Source organism: Alteromonas sp. ABV4_150, assembly GCF_056311745.1.
In genome coordinates this window covers 149,629-174,958 of the sequence record NZ_CM149971.1, presented here as the reverse complement: position 1 = coordinate 174,958, position 25,330 = coordinate 149,629, and the positions used below count along the sequence as shown (strand labels likewise).

25 protein-coding genes and 1 pseudogene are annotated in these 25,330 nt (G+C 44.8%); 12 read left to right on the top strand and 14 right to left on the bottom strand.

Annotation, left to right across the window (positions count from 1 at the left end):
- Positions 1-113: 113 nt before the first annotated feature.
- The 10 genes from ACYX4M_RS00835 to ACYX4M_RS00790 form a co-directional block, all read right to left on the bottom strand.
- Positions 114-845, bottom strand: coding sequence for an ABC transporter ATP-binding protein (locus ACYX4M_RS00835; RefSeq protein ID WP_476081476.1), 732 nt, complete (start codon positions 843-845; stop codon positions 114-116).
- A gap of 314 nt (positions 846-1,159) precedes the next feature.
- Entirely contained in the window at positions 1,160-1,861 is a 702-nt protein-coding gene (locus ACYX4M_RS00830; RefSeq protein WP_179984079.1) for a VC0807 family protein, read from the bottom strand.
- Between the two features lie 46 nt (positions 1,862-1,907).
- Positions 1,908-2,447 (bottom strand): rhomboid family intramembrane serine protease, encoded by a 540-nt coding sequence (locus ACYX4M_RS00825; RefSeq protein ID WP_476081475.1) that lies wholly within the window; start codon positions 2,445-2,447, stop codon positions 1,908-1,910.
- Positions 2,448-2,467: 20 nt separating this feature from the next.
- Positions 2,468-3,634, bottom strand: a complete 1,167-nt coding sequence (locus ACYX4M_RS00820) for a glutathionylspermidine synthase family protein (protein ID WP_476081474.1) — start codon at positions 3,632-3,634, stop codon at positions 2,468-2,470.
- Between the two features lie 2 nt (positions 3,635-3,636).
- Entirely contained in the window at positions 3,637-4,305 is a 669-nt protein-coding gene (locus ACYX4M_RS00815) for a DUF1190 family protein (RefSeq protein WP_476081473.1), read from the bottom strand.
- 10 nt (positions 4,306-4,315) lie between these two features.
- On the bottom strand, positions 4,316-4,732 hold the full coding sequence (locus ACYX4M_RS00810; RefSeq protein ID WP_118493211.1) for a DUF350 domain-containing protein: 417 nt from the start codon (positions 4,730-4,732) through the stop codon (positions 4,316-4,318).
- A 15-nt stretch (positions 4,733-4,747) separates the two neighbouring features.
- A complete protein-coding gene (locus ACYX4M_RS00805) occupies positions 4,748-5,392 on the bottom strand; it encodes a YjfK family protein (protein WP_476081472.1) in 645 nt (214 codons plus the stop codon).
- Between the two features lie 11 nt (positions 5,393-5,403).
- Positions 5,404-6,459: a potassium channel family protein gene (locus tag ACYX4M_RS00800; RefSeq protein ID WP_476081471.1), complete on the bottom strand. Its 1,056-nt coding sequence runs from the start codon at positions 6,457-6,459 to the stop codon at positions 5,404-5,406.
- Positions 6,460-6,607: 148 nt separating this feature from the next.
- On the bottom strand, positions 6,608-7,288 hold the full coding sequence (locus ACYX4M_RS00795; protein ID WP_476081470.1) for a PspA/IM30 family protein: 681 nt from the start codon (positions 7,286-7,288) through the stop codon (positions 6,608-6,610).
- A gap of 24 nt (positions 7,289-7,312) precedes the next feature.
- Positions 7,313-7,702: a DUF2170 family protein gene (locus ACYX4M_RS00790; protein WP_118493217.1), complete on the bottom strand. Its 390-nt coding sequence runs from the start codon at positions 7,700-7,702 to the stop codon at positions 7,313-7,315.
- Between the two features lie 292 nt (positions 7,703-7,994).
- On the opposite strand from ACYX4M_RS00790, the gene ACYX4M_RS00785 reads away from it, so the two are divergent.
- The 6 genes from ACYX4M_RS00785 (at position 7,995) to secF (ending at position 14,248) form a co-directional block, all read left to right on the top strand.
- Positions 7,995-8,270, top strand: coding sequence for a DUF6471 domain-containing protein (locus tag ACYX4M_RS00785; protein ID WP_110289242.1), 276 nt, complete (start codon positions 7,995-7,997; stop codon positions 8,268-8,270).
- A gap of 434 nt (positions 8,271-8,704) precedes the next feature.
- The gene (gene queA, locus ACYX4M_RS00780) at positions 8,705-9,751 is read left to right on the top strand and encodes a tRNA preQ1(34) S-adenosylmethionine ribosyltransferase-isomerase QueA (RefSeq protein ID WP_476081469.1); all 1,047 of its coding nucleotides are present in this window, start codon (positions 8,705-8,707) and stop codon (positions 9,749-9,751) included.
- A gap of 172 nt (positions 9,752-9,923) precedes the next feature.
- A complete protein-coding gene (gene tgt, locus ACYX4M_RS00775; protein ID WP_118493223.1) occupies positions 9,924-11,036 on the top strand; it encodes a tRNA guanosine(34) transglycosylase Tgt in 1,113 nt (370 codons plus the stop codon).
- A gap of 24 nt (positions 11,037-11,060) precedes the next feature.
- On the top strand, positions 11,061-11,396 hold the full coding sequence (gene yajC, locus ACYX4M_RS00770; RefSeq protein ID WP_025255932.1) for a preprotein translocase subunit YajC: 336 nt from the start codon (positions 11,061-11,063) through the stop codon (positions 11,394-11,396).
- Between the two features lie 55 nt (positions 11,397-11,451).
- Positions 11,452-13,296: a protein translocase subunit SecD gene (gene secD / locus ACYX4M_RS00765; protein WP_476081468.1), complete on the top strand. Its 1,845-nt coding sequence runs from the start codon at positions 11,452-11,454 to the stop codon at positions 13,294-13,296.
- Between the two features lie 10 nt (positions 13,297-13,306).
- Positions 13,307-14,248 (top strand): protein translocase subunit SecF, encoded by a 942-nt coding sequence (gene secF, locus ACYX4M_RS00760; RefSeq protein ID WP_474855401.1) that lies wholly within the window; start codon positions 13,307-13,309, stop codon positions 14,246-14,248.
- A 172-nt stretch (positions 14,249-14,420) separates the two neighbouring features.
- On the opposite strand, the gene suhB is transcribed toward secF, so the two are convergent.
- Positions 14,421-15,197: an inositol-1-monophosphatase gene (suhB, locus tag ACYX4M_RS00755; protein ID WP_014950183.1), complete on the bottom strand. Its 777-nt coding sequence runs from the start codon at positions 15,195-15,197 to the stop codon at positions 14,421-14,423.
- 255 nt (positions 15,198-15,452) lie between these two features.
- On the opposite strand from suhB, the gene trmJ reads away from it, so the two are divergent.
- Complete coding sequence (trmJ, locus tag ACYX4M_RS00750) at positions 15,453-16,217, top strand: tRNA (cytosine(32)/uridine(32)-2'-O)-methyltransferase TrmJ (RefSeq protein ID WP_476081467.1); 765 nt, start codon at positions 15,453-15,455, stop codon at positions 16,215-16,217.
- 5 nt (positions 16,218-16,222) lie between these two features.
- Positions 16,223-17,047: a serine O-acetyltransferase gene (gene cysE, locus ACYX4M_RS00745; RefSeq protein WP_476081466.1), complete on the top strand. Its 825-nt coding sequence runs from the start codon at positions 16,223-16,225 to the stop codon at positions 17,045-17,047.
- A 26-nt stretch (positions 17,048-17,073) separates the two neighbouring features.
- Here the strand turns inward: cysE and ACYX4M_RS00740 are convergent, their stop codons facing one another.
- Positions 17,074-17,676: a TetR/AcrR family transcriptional regulator gene (locus ACYX4M_RS00740; protein ID WP_476081465.1), complete on the bottom strand. Its 603-nt coding sequence runs from the start codon at positions 17,674-17,676 to the stop codon at positions 17,074-17,076.
- A 141-nt stretch (positions 17,677-17,817) separates the two neighbouring features.
- Here ACYX4M_RS00740 and ACYX4M_RS00735 point away from each other — a divergent pair, with 141 nt between their 5' ends.
- The 4 genes and pseudogenes from ACYX4M_RS00735 to ACYX4M_RS00720 form a co-directional block, all read left to right on the top strand.
- Positions 17,818-19,311, top strand: coding sequence for a flavin-containing monooxygenase (locus tag ACYX4M_RS00735; RefSeq protein WP_476081464.1), 1,494 nt, complete (start codon positions 17,818-17,820; stop codon positions 19,309-19,311).
- Complete coding sequence (locus ACYX4M_RS00730; RefSeq protein ID WP_476081463.1) at positions 19,308-20,231, top strand: alpha/beta fold hydrolase; 924 nt, start codon at positions 19,308-19,310, stop codon at positions 20,229-20,231. The genes ACYX4M_RS00735 and ACYX4M_RS00730 overlap by 4 nt, the downstream gene beginning before the upstream one ends.
- Entirely contained in the window at positions 20,221-21,033 is an 813-nt protein-coding gene (locus ACYX4M_RS00725) for an SDR family NAD(P)-dependent oxidoreductase (RefSeq protein WP_476081462.1), read from the top strand. The genes ACYX4M_RS00730 and ACYX4M_RS00725 overlap by 11 nt, the downstream gene beginning before the upstream one ends.
- A 24-nt stretch (positions 21,034-21,057) precedes the next feature.
- Positions 21,058-21,164 (top strand): annotated as a pseudogene (locus ACYX4M_RS00720) (tRNA (cytosine(32)/uridine(32)-2'-O)-methyltransferase TrmJ); the annotation flags it as partial.
- Between the two features lie 39 nt (positions 21,165-21,203).
- On the opposite strand, the gene putP reads toward ACYX4M_RS00720, so the two are convergent.
- Positions 21,204-22,691: a sodium/proline symporter PutP gene (putP, locus tag ACYX4M_RS00715; protein ID WP_476081461.1), complete on the bottom strand. Its 1,488-nt coding sequence runs from the start codon at positions 22,689-22,691 to the stop codon at positions 21,204-21,206.
- Between the two features lie 70 nt (positions 22,692-22,761).
- Positions 22,762-25,323: a TonB-dependent receptor plug domain-containing protein gene (locus tag ACYX4M_RS00710; RefSeq protein ID WP_476081460.1), complete on the bottom strand. Its 2,562-nt coding sequence runs from the start codon at positions 25,321-25,323 to the stop codon at positions 22,762-22,764.
- Positions 25,324-25,330 lie beyond the last annotated feature (7 nt).

Here is a 25,330-nt window from a genome sequence, read left to right as displayed (position 1 = left end):
CTTGCCATTGCGAGAAGGCTAGAGAGGCTTAGCAATAAAGTGCGTGGCAAGGCGCTTTCTCTCTATTATTGGGTTTAATTTTAAGAATACCCATATGGTTAAACATCACCGCCTTAGAGCTCGTTTGCCGAAATATGCGGTGAAACAGGGGCGCTATTCATACGCTCAGGCTTTGCCTCTTCCAATATGCCTTTATGAAGCCGCAAAACACAATCCGCTTTTACCGCGACGTCTTGGCTATGAGTCACCACAACAAGAGAAGTGTTGGCCTCTTTACAGGTTTTAAAGAGTAAGTCAGACACGGTTTCGCTGGTGGTCTCGTCTAAATTGCCAGTGGGTTCGTCGGCCAAAATAAGCGAGGGGCGATGTACAAGTGCTCTAGCAATGGCACAGCGCTGCTGTTCACCGCCAGATAACTGACTTAGCGGCTTTTGCGCTAAAGGTAATATCCCAAGCTGCTCCATTAACGCTAGTTGGTAGTCGTTATCTACATTACCTTTTAGCCTTGCAGTAAAGGCAATGTTGTCCCACGCATTAAAGCAGTCGAATAGATTGAAGCTTTGAAACACAATACCTAAATGCTGTTTGCGAAAATTATCGATATCCTTCGCTTTAAATGTGTTATCGAGTTTGCTATTGCCAGCAATCGACAATCCATTTACCGAAATATCTCCTCCGTCGGGTGTCTCAAACCCTGCAATAAGCGAAAGCAAGGTAGATTTACCGCAGCCTGAAGCACCCTGAACACTCACCGATTCACCTGTCTTTACAGCAAGGTCAAGGTTGTTGATGAGCGGAGCCCCTGTCTGTGAAAAAGATTTCTTTAAGTCTTTTATTGTCAGCATAATTCGCCGTTTTGTAGTTAACCGTTTTGGTGTAAACATAAGGAAGCGAGAATGCACGCAATACGCAGTGCTGATGGCTTACTGCTAAAGGTGCTTTGCGCGCTTTATATTGGCGCTAGCATGCTCTGATAGAACGGTTTATTTTACCATTGAAAGTATACGTAATACCCACGCTTTTTGGTTAAAAGCGGTGTGGAAATTTGGTGGGCTAATATTCTTGTGCGTTTTAGGGTATTGCTGAGGAGGCTTAGGATACCAGGTAGGTAGCAGCCTTAGTCGTAGGGCGGGGCGTTAAGCCCCTTATGATTTTCTTTTTACTGATTAATAAAGTTATCGAGTTCTTCGCCAGTAATTTTTTTGATTTGAGCAAATAAATACCAGAGCGCTGCAATAAGTAAAATCATGCTTGGGATCACAATGACTGGGTAGCTAAGCGCAGTCATTCGGCCTAACTCTTCAGTATATGCCGTCGTGCCCGGCTCACTGACCAAAATCATCTTTGCCAAAATGTAGTTAAGTGCAGAAGAGAGGAAAAATGAACTCGCGACAATGTAAGAGCTTACCGCAACCTTCTTTTTAAATTCTGGCTGCTTTCCCTTGGCATCCAACACCTGATTGAGGTGAGGCCAGTTTATGATCTGGTCGTTAAGAATAAGCATTTTGACCAGGGGTTTATTAGTGTATTGGGTCACTAACACCGCTATACCGATAATGCCCGGAATGGCCGCTTCTTTAATCGCAATATACTCTGCTGGCAGTTTAAGCAAGCTAAACCCACCGGTAAGTAACACGCTGATAATCCCAAGAACAGAAAAACCATTTACCTTTCCTGATTCTTTCAGGTCCCATAAACCATAGCCAATGGGGAAGCTAAGTGCGGCTACGATACTCCAAGCCGGCCCTAGGTAATCTTCTGAACTCGCATAACTCATTAACACCACGGGAATAACAATGTTAAACGCGAGGTTGCCGAAAAAGCCTTGGTTTTTTTGTGTAGGTTCTTGTACTGCTGACATATCTAATTACAACGTCTTATCTTGAGGCTAATTATACGTAAACTAATTAGCGTGCCCAGTGCCATGCGGCAAATAAGCCGCCAATAAAGCCAAACAGATGATATTCAAAGGAAATAAATTTTGATGTGGGAAGCACACCAACCAGCATCCCTCCGTATAGCGCTGCAACTACTAGTGAAATAAGCAAATACCGCACTTTGTTACTTCTAAAACCTGCCAGCACAAGGAAGCCGAAGTAGCCATATACCATGCCGCTCGCGCCAATATGCGTAGCGCTTCTGCCAAACAGCCATACGCCTAAGCCACCTATAAGCAGTGCACTTAGCGTTGCGATGAGAAACGTACGTTTTCCCCATTGCATGGTAAGCCACATAAACAGCAAAAGAGGCACTAGGTTGGCCATCAAGTGAGTCGGCGTTCCATGAAGAAAAGGTGCAGTAAAAATATAAGGCAGAGTTGATAGGGTGCGGGGCACCACTCCAAACTGATTAAGTGCATTGCCAGTAAGTAGATTTGCTATTTCTATTACGATTAAAAGTGCGCCCAACGTTAGCAGTACGCGAATTTGAAATGAAAGCGGCTTCATAGAAAGGCCCCTTAAATAAATTACAAAATAATATGGGGAAGGTAGCGAGAAAGATCTTGAGTTATCGCTGAGGCATCTTCTCTAACCGAAATACCCGCTGGCATGTCATCTACTAACCAACTACCTATAAGCGTATGATTACCTTCAAAAACAGGCAATGGTTCAAAAGCTTGAACAATAAAACCTTCTTCACCGTAAGGGCCATCACTCAAAACGCTCTCAACGCCACTTTCGATAATTGATACGTTGGCTCCCTCTCGAGAAAAGAGGGGCTTTTTAATCCATTTACCAGACAGACTCTTTGTATTTGTTTCATCTGAAAAATAAGCGGGAAGTAGGTTGGGGTGACCTTCAAACTTTTTCCAAAGCTGGGGAAGCAGCGCTTTATTTGAAATAATTGATTTCCACGCGGGCTCCAACCAATTAACTTGGGCGTCTCCTAACACATCGCCAAACTCTTCGCGCAGCATAAATTCCCAAGGGTAAAGCTTAAAACAATCAGTAATAGGGGTATCTTGAAGATCAGTAAAAACGCCAGTGTCAGCTAGCCCAATATCTTCGATAAACACAAAGTCAGCCATAAGCCCAGCTTCTTTGGCGCAGTCTTGAAGGTATTGCACGGTTCCGCGGTCTTCTACGGTATCTTTACAGCACGCCATATGCAGTTGATTTATATTGTAGTGCAGCGCAATTTCACGAAAGCGATGGACTAACTTTTCTTGCAAGCTGTTAAACTGATCGGCATGCAGAGCAAGTTTACCAGCATCAACATTTTGAGAAAGCCACAACCATTGCCAAAACCCAGATTCATACAGGCTGGTGGGCGTATCTGCATTATTCTCAAGAAGTTTTGCCGGCCCTTTACCGCTGTAAACAAGGTCAAGGCGAGAGTACAAACTTGGGGCTCTTTCGTTCCAGCTATTGCGCACTAAATCCCAATGCTGCTCGGGGATGCAAAAGCGAGTAAGTAATTCCTCACTATTAACCACATCTTCGGTCACTGCCAAGCACATTTGATGTAGTTCGGCTGTGGGGTCTTCAATGTCGTTTTCAATTTGCGCTAGCGTGAATTGGTAGTAGGCACTTTCATCCCAATACGGTTCGCCATACATGGTGTGGAAATGAAAACCAAACTCGTTAGCCAACTGCTGCCAGCCCTTTCGAGGCTGGCTAGGCATTCTAAACATAGTTATCCGCCCCAGCCGCCTTTACGACTGCTGCTACCCCAAGATGATTTAGCGCGCACACTGCTGCCAAAGCCGCCACGTTTCATAGTGCGATTAACCGTTGGTTTTGGTTTGTAAACACTTTTATTTACACGGTACTTTCTTTTTCGAATATCGCCATCGAACACATAGCCGTCTGCCGTTATCCAGCGTGAACGAAACGGTGAATTATATGAATAGGAAGTATATAAGGGCTGTGAGTAATAGCGATTTGGCGATAGCAGAGAGCTCACCATGTAGCCTGCCATGAACGGCATGAAAAAGCTGCCGCTGCTGTTGTTTACGTATTGGCACTGATTAGGGCCAAACTCGTGCTCACAGTCATATTCAGAACTAAAGCGCGGACTGGTGCGCATGGCCTCGTCGACCGCTGTCTGGTAGGCAGCTTCGCAGCGTTCTACAGCATCAGGAAAATCCTGTTTACAGTCTTCTAGCGAGGTGTAAATGGTGGCGTCTTCTTTTTCACCGCCACAACCACTCAAAATAACGCTGGCCACCCCCAATGCTAAAGGCTTAACGTTAAAACCTTTGCGCATGCTGTCAAGGTTGATGTGCTTAGTGCGCTTCATAACAGTTCGCTCACTTTGCTGGTTATCAATACTTTGACGTTCTAGGTTACTTTTATCAGTCATCGCTGCCCCCTTAATAGGTCATGCAAGCGGCATTGAGTAAGCCTACGGCAATAGACATGCTGGCAAGCATAACACCTGCAGAGACTTCATTATTGTTTATGCGCTCAGCGATTTTCGGCATAAAGCTGAATCGTAAAATAGCAAACGCTAGAGACTGAGCAACAACCGCAACAAGCGCCCAAATAGCAAAATCTACTACAGCAACAGAGTTTGAAGCTGCGCTGCCCAGGGCAATAGCAAAACCGATTATAGCGCCACCAAATCCAATAGCTGCAGCTACATTTTTTTCTTCTTTTACCAGCTTCCATTCATCATGAGGTGTAACCAAGGCGTACACCAATTTGAAGATAAACAAGAAAACAATCGATAGGCCGAAGTACAGCGCAAAGTTATCCAGGCCGGCCAAAGAGTGCATAATGGTATCCATAGTTATTCCTTTTTATTAACCGTTTATCGTAATATCTGCAGGCTCAACATCGAAGCCTGTAGAAATCACTAAGCATCTGTCTAAATTGTTACCCACTTGTTTTTCTTCACCAACAACAAGCAAGGTCTCAACTCTATCGTTACTGATAGGGCGTTCGTATAACATCATAAACTGATCTGTTTTACTGACATCACCGTCTTCTTCGTAGGTTGTTTCGGTAACCGCAACAGGCGGCGATTCGTCGCCCACAGCCCCCCATACGCGGGTATAGACCTTACCGTCAAGCTCATAGGTGGGCTGGCTGATAACGTTTTTCAAGCATTCGTTCCACTGAGCAGTATTACCAATGGTTTTCGTTTCATAAAAGTGCCACAGCTTAACATCGGTAATGTGATTCTCAGACAAGCCGCCGTCGGTGACTACCTGTAAAAATCCATCATCGTCGGTGTAAAAGCGAAGTAGGGTGCCACCTGTATCTAAAGGCGCTTCGCCTACCGCTTGGATAAGCTGAGAACGGGCTGCACCTTCAATAGTGAGCTCCGGTTCTAATAGCGAAAGTTTCAAGTTATCTAACTCGAAAGAACCACCTAAATACAGCCCCATTATTTCCGGGGACTTAGGTTTATTAGGTTCTGATTTTTTAAATAGTTTACTAAACATATTTACGCCTCTTAATCAGCGTCCAGTGAAGACCAGTTTATTGAATTAATGCGTCGCTCAGCGATGTAAAACAAGGTATCACCTGGGTTTAACGTAGCGTCTAACGGCGGGTTCACCACCATTTCTTTCACAAGGCCATTGGGGGCATAACCGATAAAGATCGCGTCGTGTTTACGCTTTAAATTGATAAATAACTTGGCAACGGAAATCGCTTGGCAACTTTGCGGTATTTTTACTGAAAATTGTGCTTGCCCTTCATCAATACTTAGCAAATCGTGATGGAGCATACTTGAACCAGGATCGAATGCAGCTTTAACCAGCATTTCTATTGCAACACTGGGTGTGCATTCCACTTTAGGGCAGTGGTCCTGAAGCAAATTAACTAAGCTGTCATCGTCGAAATAGGCCACCTGATGTGCATCGGGGTTGCGCTTAGTACAATATAGCGCAGTAGTCATGGTGACATCATCTTGCGGGTTATCGATAACAATAGTTTTGGCAGAGTTTACACAAGCGCGGTCCATGTCTTCGTCTTTGTTGAACGAATCGACTTTTACAAATTCAATGACGCCGGGCATCGGGTTGGTAATATCAGCTTTTACGCAAAGTACAATGTCAGGGCGTTCAGACATTGCATCTCGTTCTTGAAGAATCAAGTCAAGCAGCATCATAGTGCGCTGCTCATTCCACCCAATCACCAAGATATGTTCATTAAGCATCAAGCTATTCATACCCAATAATCCTTTCTTCCACGTTAAAGAAACCCAAGCTGCAATTCGGCCAATTACCATGGCGAAGATACTCAAACCAAGCGGTATGACGTAAAGCGCTACAACCAGTTTCCCCGCTGGCGTGACGGGAGATAAATCACCATAGCCCACTGTAGAGGCGGTGACCGCAAGCCAGTAAATAAAATCGGCGTTGGCAATTAAATCGTGCTCGTCTGCAGCGTAAAGTAGCCAATAGCTTGTTACTGCGTAAAACGCGGTCGCACCGACAATAGTGTACCAGCGTGATTCTGCAAAATATTGCAGCATGATTTTTCGCAGTTTTATCCATGGAGACATAAAAGAAACAGCCCTTGTTATGCGTGCCCTTACTCTGCCTTGAAGTACTTGATTTGTCTAGGTTAGCGCTTTACTTAACGGTAATTTACCCAGGAAATTATTGTAACAAGAATTAAAAATGGGAGCGCGTAGCTCCCATTTTTCTAACTTATTTGCCTAAAATTCGCGCTAGCTCGTCATCGGCCGAGGTTTTACCCCCTTTGATGCCCGCTTCGGCTAGGCGTTTTTCTAGGTCGCTGCTCGACTCCTCGCTAGCTAGTTCCTCGGCTGCTTGAAGTTCCGCGTTGCGCATCTTTTGCTTATCCTGAATTCGAGACAAAGACTCAGTCGCTGTCTTCATTTTGCTGTTCGCGCCCATGTGGCGTGAAGATACTGCAACCTGCGCTTTTTGAACACTTTCAGTAGCTTTGACCATATCCACTTGCTGCTCCAAGCGACGCAAATTCGCTTTAGCTTGCTGAATATTATTAGCCAACTGCTTTTCAGACTGTTTGAACTGATCAAGGTAGGCTTGTTCTTGCTCACGTTCTTCTTTCAACTCTGATACTTTCTGGGCACAGTCAAGAGCAAGCTGACGATCATTATCTATCGCTTTACGCGCATGCTCTTCGTACTCGGCTATTGACGAGTTAAAGCTATCTACTTTTTGTTGAGAAAGTTTACATTTCGCCAAAATCTGCGTTCGTGCATGGTCAGACTTACGTAGTTCTTCTTTGGCTTCTCTGATTTCTTGTTCCAAAATTCGAATCGCCTGACTGTCTGCAACAGACTGCGCAGCTTCGGTAGCACCACCTTTTACTGCAGTAATTAGTTTTTTCCACACTGACATTCGCTTCTCCTTAAGAAGTAAATTTTAGTTAAGGTGTGTTTCGTAGGCATCTAAGAAAGATGCAACATTTTGAAACAGGGTTTCCACTTCAATAACAATACTTTCGGCTTTCGACTGGGCACTTAGTGCACCAAAGGCAGTGTAATACTCTTCGCCACCAATATTCGAAATGCCTACCGTGGTAAGAGGAAACACCATGTGAGTAGACAGTATTTCATGGTCAAGCGCAGGCTTATCTTTTACTTCCGATGCGGCGAACAAGAGACTTTCTACCAAAATTTGCTCACCGCTAATTGCAAGCCATGCATCAATGCCGTCTTGATTAGCAATAAGTAAGCAGTTCTCCTCATGTGTTACCACAAAGTCATCGTGCTCTTTAAATAAGGCTTCGATGCTTTCCAGTTCCCAGCTCATACCTTTCTCCTTTAGTTATTAAAGCGATAATGTTGAAAACGAATGTCGTATATGTGGTGTCTTACAACGCATTGCTTTGCTTAAAACTGTGTTGAAACACAAAACTTAAAACCTAGCATTACTAAAAGAACAACCGCAGTTACTGTAACGACTATTTTCGTCTTCGCCAATATCTTGACTTGCAGTGTAGACCTGTTGTGCCATAATCGTCAACATTAAATACATGCTATAAGTGTAAAAAAGTGTGTTTTTGTAAAATATATATCACATTTGTGTGGTTTTTGGAGGCTGTGTGAACACAGGAAATACGCAGAGTGCAAAGAATGCATGGCGACAAACGGTTGCAAGAGTCGTGAAATCTGAAATGTCTGTGCGCGGCGTAAAATATCAAGCGCTAAGCCAAAGGTTGGAAGAGATTGGTGTGGAGCAAAGCGCAGATAACCTTAGAAATAAGGTAAATAAAGGTATTATGGGCGCCGATTTACTTCTGCAGATTTTGTACGTGTTGAAGGCGCGTCCATTAGATGCGGCGCTTTTAGAGGAAATCTTAACTGATCTTCAGCAATAAACAGCGTAAAATACTGCCGTTTATAAGATATCGATATTCAACTTACCTGTCGCGCAGAGGAATCGAAGATTTGCAATAACGTTGCGATGAGTGAAGGCAGGCAGGGAAAACAAGCAGATAAAAAAATACCCAGCAAGTGCTGGGTACGAATGATAAGGAATGTTTATGGGAGAACATCATCACTATCTGCAGGTATCTTAACCGTTTAAGGAGTTAAGTGCTATTTAATAAATTGAATTGTACGTATATTGTTCAATATAAAGTTATTTTATAATATACGTTAATTTTTAATTTGTTGATAATCAATATTTTTTGTTTTTATTTTGACTTTAGCTTAATTTGTGAATCTATTTTTATTAGCCTTTAGTTGCAACTTAAATAACACTTAACATTCCACTTTTGTCTAACTTTTATGCCGTAATTTAGTCGTATTTATGAAACTATCAGATTTTAGCTTCGAGCTGCCCGAAAAACTTATCGCCAAATACCCAACTCAGCAACGTACAGCGAGTCGCTTGTTACATTTAGATGGGAAGACTGGCAATGTAGCGCACACGATGTTCGCTGACATGCTGAAATTTGTAGAGCCAGGTGACCTCTTGGTGTTCAACAATACGCGGGTTATTCCTGCGCGTTTACTTGGTAAAAAAGAGACTGGCGGACAAGTAGAAGTGCTGATTGAGCGTATTACGTCAGACAATACTGCGCTGGCACATGTTCGCGCGAGCAAGGCACCTAAACCCGGAACCAAGCTTATTCTTGAAGAAAAAGTGAATGTGACGGTTACAGGGCGAGACGATGCGCTATTTATTTTGCAGTTTGATCACGATGAAACCGTACTAACGCTGTTGGAAAATCACGGCCACATGCCGTTACCTCCTTATATAGACCGTCCAGATGAAAACTCAGACAAAGAACGCTATCAAACTGTTTATAACCAAAAACCAGGCGCTGTTGCAGCACCAACCGCAGGACTTCATTTTGACGACGCTATTTTAGAAGCATTAAAAGAGAAGGGGGTGAACTTGGCTTTTGTGACCCTGCACGTTGGCGCGGGTACGTTCCAGCCTGTGCGCGTTGATAATATTCAAGAGCACAAGATGCATGCAGAGTTCGCCGAAGTACCACAAGACGTTGTTGACGCTGTTCTAACCACAAAGGCCAACGGTAAACGCGTTATTGCAGTGGGTACAACCTCTGTACGCTCTTTGGAGTCAGCGGCAAAGGCAAGTGCAGAGCGCGGTGACGAGGAAGTTATTGCGCCATTTAACGAAGATACTGAGATTTTTATCTACCCTGGTTTTGAGTTTAAAGTGGTAGACGCAATGTTCACCAATTTTCACCTTCCAGAGTCCACGCTAATGATGTTAATTAGCGCGTTTGCCGGTAAAGACAACGTAATGAATGCCTACCAAGAAGCGATAGAGAAAGAATATCGATTCTTTAGCTACGGTGATTCAATGTTTATTGAGCGCGCCTAAACATATTTGACCACGATACAAGGCATGTAAATCGGTATTTTGCATGCCTTTCCATCTTAGTTACAGATAAACATAGATACGGGGCATGATCTCAGCCAAATTACTGGTATAATCGCCGCCAATTTATTTTTATACCCAGCGCAAAAGCGCACCAAAGTGGGAATGCTTTCACATGCAATTTGAGTTGTTAAAAACCGAAGGCCGAGCACGACGCGGTCGTTTGGTGTTTGAACGCGGTGTTGTTGAAACCCCAGCGTTCATGCCAGTAGGTACTTACGGTACTGTTAAGGGAATGACCCCTGAAGAATTAAAAGACAGCGGTGCACACATCTGTCTTGGAAATACCTTTCACCTAATGTTACGCCCTGGTACTGGCATTATCCGCCAGCACGGCGATCTGCACGACTTTATGAATTGGGACAAGCCGATCCTTACTGACTCGGGCGGCTTCCAGGTATTTAGTTTGGGTGACTTGCGTAAAATCACTGAAGAAGGCGTAACGTTCCGCTCGCCAATTAATGGCGAAAAGATTTTGCTTACGCCTGAAAAGTCGATGGAAGTTCAGCGTGATTTGGGTTCTGACATCGTAATGATTTTTGACGAGTGCACGCCGTACCCTGCTACTGAACAAGAAGCGCGGGTTTCAATGGAAATGTCGTTGCGCTGGGCGAAGCGCAGTAAAGAAGCTCACGGCGATAACCCCGCAGCACTGTTTGGTATTATCCAAGGCGGTATGTACGAAGGGCTGCGCGACGTGTCACTTGCTGGTCTTGAAGCGATTGGCTTTGATGGCTATGCCATTGGCGGTCTTTCTGTAGGCGAGCCAAAAGAAGATATGATCCGCATCATCGACCACACTGCGCCTAAAATTCCAGAGGATAAGCCTCGCTATCTAATGGGCGTTGGTAAACCAGAAGATTTGGTTGAGTCTGTGCGTCGCGGTATCGATATGTTCGACTGTGTAATGCCTACGCGTAATGCGCGGAACGGTCACTTATTCGTGACAGAAGGCGTTATTAAAATTCGCAACGCGAAACACCGAAACGACACCTCGCCATTAGATGAGAATTGCGATTGCTACACTTGTAAAAACTATTCTCGCTCATATTTACATCATTTGGACAAATGCAACGAAATCTTGGGTGCGCGCTTAAACACCATCCATAACCTTCGTTATTATCAGCGTGTGATGCAGGGTCTTCGCGATGCGATTGACGCGGGTACGCTTGACGAGTTTGTACAAGAATTTTATGAACAAAAAGGGTTGCCGGTTCCGGCACTATAACAACGATAATATTTGGGGAATTTTATGAGCCTATTTATCTCTAACGCTTACGCACAGTCTGCTGGTGCGCCGCAAGGTGGCGGCATGGAAATGATTATCATGCTAGCTGTATTCGGTTTAATCTTTTACTTCTTGCTTTACCGCCCACAGGCTAAGCGTGTGAAAGAGCATAAAAACCTAGTATCTTCACTAGGCAAAGGCGATGAAGTACTAACACAAGGTGGTTTGGTAGGCAAAATCACTAAAGTGTCAGAAGAAAAAGACTTCATCGAAGTTGCACTTAACGATTCAAATAACATCGTTGTTCAGAAGTCTTCAGTAACTGCTGTGCTGCCTAAAGGCACAATGAAGTCACTGTAAGTAACAATCGCCGGGGCCGGGACGCTTCCCGGTACTGGCACGAAAGGATTATCCAGTGCTAAACAAAAACTCTATTTGGAAAGTACTGAGTGCACTCATTGTTGTTGCGATGTGTGCACTTTATGCGCTTCCTAACATTTACGGCGAAGACCACGCCGTACAAATCTCAGCAGGCCGTGACGCTGTGGTAACAGATGCCACTGTTGAACAAGTAAAAGCCGCACTTAGTGAAAAAAACATCTCTCCAAAACGTGTTGAGTTTGAAGGTGAACAAATTTTAGTTCGCGTTTCTGATTCTGATACACAACTAATCACTCGCGAAACTTTAGAAAAAGCCCTTGGCGATGATTATTACGTTGCTATGAACCTGGCCCCTGATACGCCAGAATGGCTTGAAGGTTTAGGTGGGGCGCCGATGAAGCTAGGTCTTGACCTTCGCGGTGGGGTGCACTTCCTAATGGAAGTGGACATGACCGAGGTTATTACCAAGTCTCTTGAAGATGCAGAGGGTGGTTTTCGTACTTCATTGCGCGAAGAAGGCATTCGCTATCGCGGTGTAAAGCAAGTTGACGATCATATCGACATTACCTTCCGCGATGAAGATACACTAGATAAGGCCGAGTTCTTTTTGCGCAATCAAAGTCGCGACCTTACTTTTAACCAAGTGGATGACTTAACCCTTCGCGCTATTTTTGCTGAAAGTAAGCTTCAAGAAATTCGCGACAACGCGGTTAAGCAAAACATCACGATTATTCGTAACCGTGTTAACCAGCTTGGTGTTGCTGAGCCTCTCGTTCAAAAGCAAGGTGCTGACCGCATTGTTGTCCAGCTTCCAGGTATTCAAGATACCGCCCGTGCGAAAGAAATTCTGAATGCCACCGCAACACTAGAATTTCGCATGGTAGACCAAAAGAACGACATCCGTGACGCTTTAAACGGTCGCGTTCCTCCTGGCTCTCAGGTGATAGAAGATCAGCAGGGCATTCCTCAGCTGCTTGAAAAGCGTATTATGCTTACTGGTAGCCACATTATTGATGCGAATAGCGGTGTTGATGAGTACGGGCTTCCGAACGTAAACATCTCGCTAGACTCTGAAGGCGGTAATAAAATGTCTCGCTCAACCCGCGGCAACATTGGTAAGCCAATGGCTACGGTCTTCATCGAGTACAAATCTACCGGTGAGAGAAATGACGACGGTAAGCTTGTATTTGAAAAGCATGAGCAAGTTATCTCGGTTGCCACCATTCGTGCGCAACTGGGTAGCAAGTTTCAAATCACAGGTCTTGATTCACCGAAAGAAGCCCGTGACTTAGCGTTGCTACTTCGCGCAGGTGCACTGATTGCACCAATTCAGATTGTTGAAGAGCGTACCGTTGGACCGAGCTTGGGTAAAGAAAACATTGAGCTGGGCATGCAGGCTATTATGTATGGTCTAGCTGCAGTACTTGTTTTCATGTTGATTTATTACAAAGCGTTTGGTGTGGTAGCGAACATTGCACTTATTACAAACCTAGTGATGATTGTAGGCATTATGTCGATGATCCCTGGTGCAACACTTACTCTTCCGGGGATGGCAGGTATTGTTCTAACCGTTGGTATGGCGGTAGACGCAAACGTGCTAATTTTCGAGCGTATTCGAGAAGAGCTACGTGAAGGGCGCAGTCCGCAACAAGCTATCCATCAGGGTTACGACAGCGCGTTTTCAACCATATTGGATGCAAACATCACTACTTTCATTGCTGGTCTTATTCTGTTTGCAGTAGGTACCGGCCCAATTAAAGGCTTCTCTATTACGCTAATGATTGGTATCGCAACCTCTATGTTTACCGCTATTTTGGTTACTCGCGTTATTGTTAACGCAGTATGGGGTGGTAAACGTCTTGAGAAATTAGCGATTTAAGGAGCGTAAAATGCAGTTATTAAAATTATCCGAAACCGTTAATTTCATGCGCCTTCGCATTCCTGCGATGGTGCTGTCGACAATTCTTATTATCGGCTCGTTCGTTTCTTTGGGTGTAAATAGCCTTAATTGGGGTTTAGACTTTACAGGCGGAACGCTTATTGAAGTTGGCTACGAAGATGCGGCCAATTTAGAAGCTATTCGCGTTCAGCTTAATGAATCGAATTTCGAAGATGCTATCGTACAAAACTTTGGAAGTAGCCAAGACGTACTTATCCGTATTGCTCCTCGTGATGGCGTTAAAGCCGTGACTATTGGCGAGCAGGTGCTGGCTGCCCTGCGTGCTGACGGTACTGCGGTTGATATGCGTCGTATCGAGTTCGTAGGTCCTAACGTAGGTGAAGAGTTAACAGAGCAGGGCGGCCTAGCGATGCTAGTCGCACTTTTGTGTATTCTAGTTTATGTCGCGATGCGATTTGAATGGCGATTCGCTTTGGGGTCAGTATCGGCGCTAATGCACGATGTAATTCTCACGCTGGGTCTATTCTCGGTACTTCAAATTGAGTTCGACCTAACGGTACTAGCAGCGGTGCTTGCGGTAATTGGTTATTCACTTAATGATACCATTGTTGTATCTGACCGTATTCGTGAGAACTTCCGCAAAATTCGTAAAGGTGAGCCAGTTGAGATTATCAATATCTCACTAACGCAAACCCTAAACCGAACTATCATCACCTCATTAACCACGGTGTTGGTATTGGTCGCGTTATTCTACAAAGGTGGTGCGCTTATTCACGGATTTGCCACTGCTTTGTTGTTCGGTGTAGTAGTAGGTACTTACTCGTCTGTCTATATTGCGAGTTCAGTAGCGCTTGCGTTGGGCATCAGCAAAGAAGACCTAATGCCACCACAAGTGGAAAAGGAAGGCGCGGATTTAGATCCTATGCCTTAGTCCTATCTTCGTGATACGTACAAAAAGCCGCATCTATGATGCGGTTTTTTTATGCCTAACGGCCACAAAAAAGGCGCCGTTAATAGCGCCTTCACTCAATGTTCCAATGTGGGTTCAGTCCCAATCTGCGTAGCAAAATCTTACTTAAGGTGCTTCTTACTTAAGATGCTTCTTACTTAAGGTGCTTGACTAGGCCTTGAACCACCTTCACGCTACCAGCAACAATCTCGCCTTTGTGAAGTGGGTCGTTACCACCTTTAAAGTCTGTGACCAATCCGCCAGCTTCACGAACAATAAGCTCACCTGCTGCGATATCCCAAGATTTAATGCCGCGCTCCCAGTAACCGTCGTGGCGGCCAGCTGCAACGTAAGCAAGGTCTAGCGCTGCACTACCTGCGCGGCGAATGTCGCCCACTTCGTGGAAAATTTTGTTAAGGCTTAGTGCATACTCGCCAAATTGAGACTTGTTCTTAAACGGTAAGCCAGTAGCAATAATGGTTTCAGAAAGGTCACGAGGCTTAGAGGCGCGAATACGATAACCGTTAAGCTGGGCGCCTTGACCACGGCTCGCGGTGAATAGTTCGCTGCGAATAGGGTCGAAAACAACCGCTTGATCTAAGCGACCTTTATGAAGAAGTGCAATAGATACGGCAAAGTGAGGAATGCCTTTTACAAAGTTAGTGGTGCCATCTAGTGGATCGATAATCCACTGATAGTCAGTTTCTGTGCCCAAAACTTCACCCGATTCTTCACCTAGGAAGCAATGGTTCGGGTATGACTGCTGAATTTTGGCAATAATTGCTTGTTCTGCTTCTTTATCAACTTGAGTAACGAAGTCGTTTAAGCCTTTTGACTCTGTCGCTACTTCATTATGTTTTTCAAAACCACGAACAATAACTGTTCCAGCCGCACGCGCAGCGCGCACCGCAATATTCAGCATAGGATGCATAGATAAACCACCAATTGTAAAAGACCAATGAAACAAACTAGCTGTATAAAAAATAGCTAGTTGCTTTCGAAAACGGGCGGAGTCTACCAGAATCTATGCGCGATGCAAATGAAATCCCAGCACAATAGCGTGAATAGCCATCTATACTGCCGCTGTGTTAAACTTCACGCCATTAAAGTCTAAAAGATAGTGCGACAAAACCGCATATTATCGAATTAAAGACGCTATCCAAATAAGTACGTAGGTATTACACGCATGCTCGAGAATATTCGCATTATTTTAGTTAACACGTCTCACACGGGAAACATCGGCTCGACAGCAAGAGCTATGAAGACCATGGGGCTGAGCAGCTTATATCTTGTCGACCCAGTAAATGAGCCAGACGGCCAAGCCAGTGCATTGGCGGCAGGGGCTGGTGATGTGCTTGCTAACGCGAAAATTGTAAGCACGCTGGAAGAGGCAGTTAAAGACTGTGGCTTGGTAGTAGGGACGTCTGCACGCTCTCGCACGCATTCATGGCCTATGTTAGGCCCGCGCGACTGCGGCGAGAAGCTGGTCCAAGAAGTAGAAAAGTACCCGGTAGCTTTGGTGTTTGGGCGTGAGAACAGTGGTTTAACTAACGAAGAGCTGCAGCAGTGTCACTTCCATATGTGTATTCCAGCCAACCCTGAATACAGCTCGTTGAATTTAGCCGCAGCAGTGCAAACACTTTGTTATGAGATTCGCATGGCCTATCTAAATCGCGAAACCTATCCAAGCATTGAGGAAGAATATCCACTAAATGACGATTTAGAGCGTTTTTATACCCATTTGGAAACCACGCTTGAAGGCACGTCGTTCATACGCAAAAGTCATCCAGGGGTGGTTATGACTAAGCTGCGCCGCTTGTTTAACCGAGCACGTCCTGAGTCTCAAGAGCTTAATATATTGCGCGGTATATTGGCGTCTATTGATAAATCGGTGAAGAATGCTAACTCAGGCGATGCAGACCCTGCACCAGCGATAGAAGAAAAAGAGTAAACACTATGTTCGCCCGTATAAAAGATGATATTCAAGGTGTATTTCATCGCGACCCAGCGGCCAGAAACACCTTTGAAGTGCTAACTAACTATCCTGGCCTTCACGCTGTCTGGCTTCATCGCATCAGCCATAAATTATGGAAGGCTGAATGGAAATGGCTGGCGCGCAGTTTATCTACGTTTAGCCGATGGCTTACGGGCATCGAAATTCATCCTGGCGCTACGCTAGGGCGGCGAGTATTTATCGACCACGGTATGGGTGTGGTTATTGGTGAAACCGCTGAAATTGGCGATGATGTAACGCTTTACCACGGTGTTACTCTTGGTGGAACAAGTTGGAAAGCAGGCAAGCGCCACCCAACCCTCAAAAATGGTGCAGTTGTCGGCGCTGGCGCCAAAGTGTTGGGGCCTATTGTTATTGGTGAAAATGCCAAAGTAGGGTCTAATTCGGTCGTGGTAAAGGACATTCCTGACGGTGCTACCGCGGTTGGAATTCCTGGCCGCGTTATTATTTCCAAGCAACAAGATGCAAGTGCTACCGTTAACCCGCAAAGAGACAAAATTGCGCAAAAATATGGGTTCGATGCCTACGCCGTAGCGCCAGATAACCCTGACCCGGTAGCCAATGCTATGGGCATCATGCTTGAACACATGCACCAAATGGACACCAAAGTGGAAGAGATGTGCAAGGTTATTCAATCTTTGGGCGGTGAAGTATGCACGGACAACTTGCATAACATTAGCGCTGAAGATTTCGCTGAAACGGGTTTCGACCTAACGGAAACCCAAGAGCGAGAGAGGGCGCATTCTTCTTTCGATCCCGCGATATAAGAAATGGCTGTAGGCAGCGGAGCGCTCTAATTTAACTGCAACTGGTTAACTGTGCCTATAAAAATAGCAAGCGACGTATCAATGACATCGTCGATATCGGCTTGATATTGGCTGTTTACCCATACCATTGCACTATTAATTAAGCTGCCTGTTAGCGCTGCACCAACAAACTGCATTTGCGTATCAGATAGTTGTTTTGTGTCAGGCAAAGACGAAGTTAAATAAGACATCATCAAAGCGGCAAAATCTGCTGAGCAACGACTATAAAGCCGGTCAACACGTTCACTTACGCCTAATACTTCGGCGTGCGTGATTCGGGCAAACTTTGGGTCAGACATGGATCGATAAAAGCATTCTAGCCCAGGACGGATGCGCTGCGACGGCTCGCTATTTTCTCTTGCTTTTTCAAGCACCTCTTTTAATTGATGACGAAAATCATCCATCAGTTTCTCGTAGCAGGCTACGAGCAAATCTTCTAAGTTCGAGAACGACTCATAGAAATAACGGTTTGTTAACTCTGTTTGTGCTGTCAGCATACGCATAGTTGTAGACTGAAATCCCACTGTGCCAAACAGTAAAATACCTGCTTCAATAAATCGCTGGCGGCGCAGCACAATTCTCTCGGACATTGAGATGCCTGAATACGTGCGCTCTGTTGATGCTTCGGATGTTAAAGAATTATTTTTCATAGTCAGCATATTATGCATTGACGACTCAGTTGCAACAACATATATTAAAGTGACAACGCTTGTTATCACTTTGAGGTTTGCATGCAAAACACAGTGCCATTTTTAGATGTATTGATTGTCGGAGCAGGTATTTCAGGTATCGGCTGCGCTTATCACTTGCAAAGTAAGTGTTCGGATTTGACCTACTCCATAATCGAAGCTCGTGCAGATCTGGGAGGGACCTGGGATCTATTCAAATACCCCGGTATTCGTTCAGATTCAGACTTGTTCACGTTTGGGTATGACTTCAAGCCTTGGAAAGAAAAGAAAGCTATTGCTGACGGTAGCTCCATCAAGGCATACATCGAGCAAACAGCAAATGAGAATGGCATCAGAGAAAAAATACGCTTTTTAACACGAGTTGTTGAGCTAAATTGGCAAAGTGATAAGCAGTATTGGTTAGTGACCTTACGCTCAGAAGAAACAGGGCATACTGAAAAAGTCGCAGCCAGATGGGTTTTTAATGCATCGGGTTATTATCGTTATGACAAAGGGTATACACCTGAGTTTAACGGACAGTCGAATTTTTCAGGTGACATCATACATCCCCAGCAATGGCCCGAAAATTTAGAGTATGAAGGTAAGCGCGTAGTTGTAATAGGAAGTGGCGCTACTGCTGTCACATTAGTACCTTCAATGGCAAAAGCGGCTTCTCACGTAACCATGCTGCAACGAACGCCCTCGTACGTATTGCCCGTTCCAACACAAGATCCTATAGCGAAGCATTTAAGACCTCTAGTCGGCGATAATTTAGCTTTCAAAGCTGCTCGACGATTTAATATTGCGAAGCAGCGTTGGGTATATGCTTTTTGCCAACGCTTTCCTAATCGAGCTCGAAAAATTATACGTGATTTGAATGCTAAAATGCTGCCTGAAGGATTTCCGGTTGATACGCACTTCAACCCCCCTTATAACCCATGGGAGCAGAGACTCTGCGCAGTACCAGGAGGAGACCTGTTCAAAGCGTTATCAAATGGTAGTGCATCGGTAGTAACAGACAATATTAAAAACTTCACAGAAACAGGTATTCAACTTGAATCTGGGGAGCATATTGATACAGATATAATAGTTACTGCTACGGGACTTAATCTGCTGCCACTAGGGGGGCTCGTTCCGAAAATAGATGGAAAGGCAGTATCGCTTCCTCAGTGTGTTACATACAAAGGGATGTTACTAAGTGGCGTGCCTAACTTTGCTATTGCAGTAGGGTACACATCCTCTTCGTGGACTTTAAAAATAGGTCTTCTGTGTGAGCATTTTACGCGGTTATTGAATCATATGAAGCAGCACGATTATTTACAATGTACGCCTATTGCAGACCCAAACATGGAAACACAGCCGTTGCTAAATTTCGGTGCAGGATATATTCAACGCTCAATCGAGCAGTTACCGCGTCAGGGGACCCATTTCCCTTGGTCGATGTCTTGGAACTATGCAGAGGATGTAAAGATATTTCGTAAAGGTAAGGTGGACGATCCTGCCTTGGTGTTTGAGAAGAGCCTTGAGACAAAAAATACTGCCGAGGTGGCACTATGAGCCTAGCCTTACACCAAGAACAATTTATTACGCTAAAGAATGGGGATACGTTTTGCTATGCGGAGCATGGTAACGACACACAAGGTACAATTTTGCTTATTGCGGGCCTTGGGCTGCAATTAGTGTACTGGCCAAGCGCCTTAATAGAGCGGTTGGTGACTAGCGGTTACCGAGTAATTTGCTTTGATAACCGTGATGCAGGACGTTCAGTTCGAAGCACCACTCCTCACCCCAATTTGCTTCAACAGTTAAGAGGAAAAGCGCCAAATGGAGCCTATGGGCTAGAGCGTATGGCAGAAGACACTGCGCAGCTTTTGGCAGGATTAAACATCAATAGTGCACACGTAGTTGGTATGTCGATGGGGGGAATGATAGCGCAAACACTGGCAAGTACTTACCCAGATGTTGTTGATTCAATGACCTCTATATTTTCAACTACTGGAAGTAGAAAGGTTGGCCAACCCTCTTACTCTACGTTATGGCGAATTGCCAGAGCAAAGGCACCGAAAAGTGAAAATGACGCGATTATAAATTATCGCGCCATGATGACTCATATAGGCGATATCAATGCAGAAGGGGCGACAAGTCAATGGCAACAGTATGCGAAGCTTGCCTGGCATCGAAACGGTTCTAAAAGTGACTCAAAAGCTGTATTTCGCCAAATTGGCGCCATTATGAAATCAGGTGATCGCACTCGATTACTCAACAAAGTGTCAGCCCCCACATTGGTCATTCATGGTGATGTTGATCGCATGGTGCACCCAAGTGGCGGTGTTGCGACAGCAAATGCTATTTCTGGCGCAAAGCACCAAGTGTTACGTGGCCTACGTCACCAAATAGATACGATACAGTCTCATCGAATAGCCGATAGTATATTAGGCCATATTAAATTACACACGGGGCATAAACATGGAGCTTAAAGGAAGTGTCGTAGTATTAACGGGTGCCGCAAGTGGAATTGGTAGAGCATTAGCTATTCAGCTATGTGCATCGGGGTGCAACTTAGCGCTCGTCGATCGCGATGAGGGGGGATTGAAAGAAACAGTTTCGTGCTTACCTTCTCACAGTCAGAGAGTAACCTTGCACATTTGTGATCTGTCTATAGCCGAAGATGTGAAATCGCTGCCAAATAATATTCTCACAAAACACAATTCTATCGATGTGCTGATAAATAATGCAGGAGTAGCACTTGGAGGTAGTTTTGAACAAGTTAGCGAAACAGATTTTAACTGGCTAATGAAAATTAACTTTGACGCTCCAGTTTCGCTTATTCGCGCTATATTACCGACTATGCGCAAAGTCGGTAGTCCCACAAAAATAGTCAATATTTCAAGTCTTTTCGGGCTAATTTCGCCACCTGGGCAGGCTGCATATAGTGCTAGTAAGTTCGCCATTCGCGGTTTTAGTAATGCCCTTAGATATGAATTGAGAGATACAAATGTAACCATCTTAGTCGTGCATCCAGGGGGCATTGCCACGTCGATTGCTGATAATGCTAAAGCACCATCAAGTGCCAGTGACGCTGAAATATTTCGCCAGCGCAGATTGATGAACGCATTTCTTAAGTTCCCACCTCAAAAAGCGGCGAGTGTGATTATTAAAGCTATTGAAAATGATAAGTCCCGCTTGCTCATAGGGCTCGATGCAAAAATTTTGTCGTTTATCGAACGGTTGATGCCAGTATCTTATTGGAGCGTGATTGGAAAACTGATGAAACGATAATGTTTAAACCCTCTTCGTTAAACCGGTTTGGTTTTCACTAAGCTGCGCCGTTTAATAACCGAGCACGGCCTGAGTCTAAAGAGCTTAATATATTACGCGGTATATTGGCGTCTTTCGATAAATTGATGTAAAAGCCCATCCCACTGAATATTTGGGATGGGTATGCTTTGTTATTGGTTCTGAAGCTTTTTCAAAACGTTATGATGGCATTGCGCGAAGCGTTCTGAATGCTTCTCCGACATGCTCACTAATAAAATGGCGAGTGTACTCGCTAAGAAGCCAGGAATAAGTTCATAAACATCACTAGTGTTAAGTCCAAATCCTAGCGAAACGTTCATATTCGACCACAAGATAGTCGTTAGACCTCCGCAGACAATTCCTGCAATGGCGCCGTTTTTCGTCATTTTATCCCAATAAAGGCTGATAAGGATCAAAGGTCCAAACGCTGCCCCAAAGCCTGCCCATGCATTTCCTACTAATGATAGCACGCTGTTACTTCTATCTTGTGCAAGAAAAAGTGCGACGAAAGCTACTCCAACAACCGAAAGTCGTGCAACGATGACTCGTTCTTTTTGACTCGCTTTTTTTCTAATGAAAGCGTAGTAAACGTCTTCTGTTATCGAACTCGATGACACTAATAGCTGAGAAGAAATCGTACTCATTATCGCAGAGAGGATAGCCGCTAATAAAAAGCCTGTGACCCAAGGATGAAAAAGCGTGGTAGACATCACGATAAAGATTGTTTCAGAGTCCGCTATGGTAAGCCCGTTTGCGGCGGCAAAAGCTGCGCCTGTTAACCCTACACCAATTGTTCCTAGTGTGACGGTCAACATCCAACTCATGCCTATTCGTCTAGCGGCAACCAGGTCTTTCAATCCACGGATTGCCATAAAGCGCACTATGATATGTGGCTGACCAAAATAGCCAAGCCCCCAAGCCATGGCTGAAACAACAGTAATAAGGGCAGTATTTTGAAAGGAGAGTAGGGAGGGTTGCAGGCTTTCTAACTGGGTTATCGTTGTGTTTATACCTCCTATTTCTAAAACCGCCACCACAGGCACCAAAACTAATGCAACCAACATAATACAACCTTGCACGAAGTCAGTAACACTAACCGCGGTAAAGCCACCGAATGTGCTATACGAAACCACAACTAACGCTGTGAGGTAGATTCCTGTCTCGTAGCTTAAACCAAATGAGGATTCAAACAGTTTGCCACCTGCAACCAAGCCGGAGGTGGTGTATATGGCGAAAAATACAATGATGACGGCGGCACACAATACACGGATTATGCGACTGTTATCGTTAAATCGACGCTCTAAGTATTCAGGTATTGTCACGGCATCATCAAGTTGTTCTGTATACACGCGTAGCCTAGGGGCGAGTAGCCTGTAATTTAAATAGGCGCCGATGGTCAATCCGATGGCCATCCATATACCATTTATTCCGACTAAAAATATGAGCCCAGGAAGACCCATTAAAATCCATCCGCTCATGTCAGATGCACCCGCGGACAGTGCTGTCACCGCGGGGCCAAGTTGACGTCCGCCAAGCATGAAGCCCGATACGTCATTTTTTGTAGAAAAGTATCCGTAAGCACCAATTCCTAATAGCACAATAAAATAAAGTGCCAACGATAGATAAACACTATCTAGCATAATTCTCTCTTCTTTTTAGTATGATCAAATAGGGGCTCTGGAAACGAGCCCCTATGCTATATAGGTATGATTAGAAGTTTGCCGATAGTCTCAAGTAGTAACTACCACCACCAAGTCCAGCAGGGTGGTTAAGCGGATATATAGCGCCTAGGAAGCCGCCATCTCTACCCGTAAAACCTGCGGTTTCCCATTCGTCAGGGAACTCGTCAAACAGGTTTTTGGCACCTACTGCAACAGACATATTCTCATTAATGTCGTAGGCTAATTCAGCATCGACAACAAACATACTGGGTGTTACAACCGGCAGCGTTTCATCATTGAAGAGTGACTCATACACTTCACCGTAGTAGTTTACGCGAACAAGTGCGTTAAATGGTTCGAAGCTATGATCAACAGTAAAGGTTGTGCGATAGTCAGGCAAGGCGTCTTCTACTTCACGAGCCCTTGCATCTGATACGGTTTCACCTTGATTGGTCACTTCGGTGTCGGTGTAATTCACTGCCAATGTGAACTTTGTATATGAGTTGTCCCAGTTGATAGGGTAGTTTGCAACCACATCTACACCTGATGTTTCGGTATCGAAGTCATTAACAAAGAACGAGATTTGGCTTACGGTAGCTGCCTCAGCTATGCCACCTGCGACTAACTGGTCGCGCTGTTCTGGTGTGAGTTCACGAGTAACTTGTGCAATTCTATCGTCAACTTTTATATTGAAGTAATCAACGGTCAACGATAGGTCACCTAAAGATGTGGTAAAACCTAAACTCACGTTGCGAGCGTCTTCAGGCCCTAACTGACCTCCACCAAATAGCGCCGCAAATGGACTTGTAGTCGAAACAACTAATAGCTCTTCTAACTGTCCATTATTAAAGTTAGTCGCTGCTCTTTGTAAGTTAGACTGTCCAACACTAGGGGCCCTGAAGCCGGTGCTTACTGCCCCACGTATTGCGAAGTCATCATTAACCATATAACGAGCGGTTAACTTTCCATTCGTGGTAGTACCAAAATCACTGTAGTCTTCGTATCTAATTGCAAGGCCAAGTAGCAAGTCATCGGTAACATCCGCTTCAAAATCTACGTATGCACTTGAACTATTTCTAGAGAAATCTCCAGAGATGCTTGGATTGAAGCCTTGGAATCCGTTAGAGCCTACTGAAAAGCCTTGTGAAACAAATTCACCGGCCGTATAAGAAGCCTCGTCTCCGGGAGTTATTTCAAACGATTCATCATGATACTGAAGGCCGAAAGCGACGTTTAAATCTGATGCGAATGCAGCAACTTCAACAACCTTTGAGAAGTCTGCGTTGAAAACGGTTTCATTCTCAATTTGCGCGCCTAAGTAAAATTCAGTAGGAGAAGCAGAACCTAACGATGCGTTAACGGTATTGTAAATTTCATAAGACAAATTATTTTCGCCGTTAACCACACTTACGTCGTAAGTTAAACCGCTATCGAATTCACCTTTAAACCCAAGCGCTATACTGTAGTCCTCTACACTTCCCCCAAAACGAGGCGTAAATCCACCCGGGAACCATGAAAAGAATGAAAAGCAGTTATCGCCAGCACCATTTACAAAGTTCTGTGCATCGTCAAAGCTGGTCGTTGGAAGAGGTCCTGTAGGACAGCCTTCACCGGTAGAGTCGGCAAAAAGTGCGTCTGAACCGCTAGCGAAAACGCCTTGTCTGTTAGTTGGATTACGGTAGTAAAAGCTACCATCGACGTCACGAGTCGCGTAGTTTGCAAAGCCATAAGCTTGCACGTATTCATTGATATCATAGCCGCTATTTACAAAAAATTTGTAATCGTCAGAGACTTCGGGGGCACCCCATACAACCACCGGGTTTTGAATAGGAAAACCTGCAGCATCTAACGCAGTTGCGCCGCTATTGGTCCCTTCGCCATCCTGAATACCTCGGCTAGTTGGGCCTGAATCTTTTGCTTGAAATGAAGCGACCAAGAAGCCATCGTCACCCAAATGGAATCCATAGGCACCTGAAACCTCAAACGTTTCGCCATCGTTGTAGTATGACTTACCATACTGAGCAGTAATCATTCTTGTTTCAGGATCATCTTCAAGTGCATAGTTGATTACGCCCGCGATTGCATCAGAACCATATTGCGCAGCCGCACCATCTCTTAAGATTTCTACGCGTTTTAGTGCCGCACCAAACAATGGCGTTACGTCTACACCTTGCGCTCCACGGTTAACACCAGAAACAAGTTCGCCTACTACCGCACCGCGATGACGACGCTTACCATTCACTAATACAAGCGTTTGGTCTGCTGCAAGTGAGCGAAGGTTTACAGGGCGCACCATACTTGCTGCGTCAGATATAGGTTCTCTGCTTGCGTTTAAGGAGGGGACAACAGCTGTTAGTGCGTCAATAGCATTAGTACTGCCCTGACGCATTAATTCTTGAGAATCCACAATGTCTATTGGACTTGGCGTTTCCATCGCCGAGCGTGCTTGCGCTCTCCTTGAACCCAATACGGCTATTTGTTCATAGTCAGCTGCGTCATCTGCTGCCTCTTCGGTTTGCGCGTATGCCTTTGCAGAAAGGTAAGCTGTCGAAGATAACGCTATAGCTATCGACAGCGGTAAGAACTTTCTTTTGTTGAAGTTATAGTTCATTTTATTT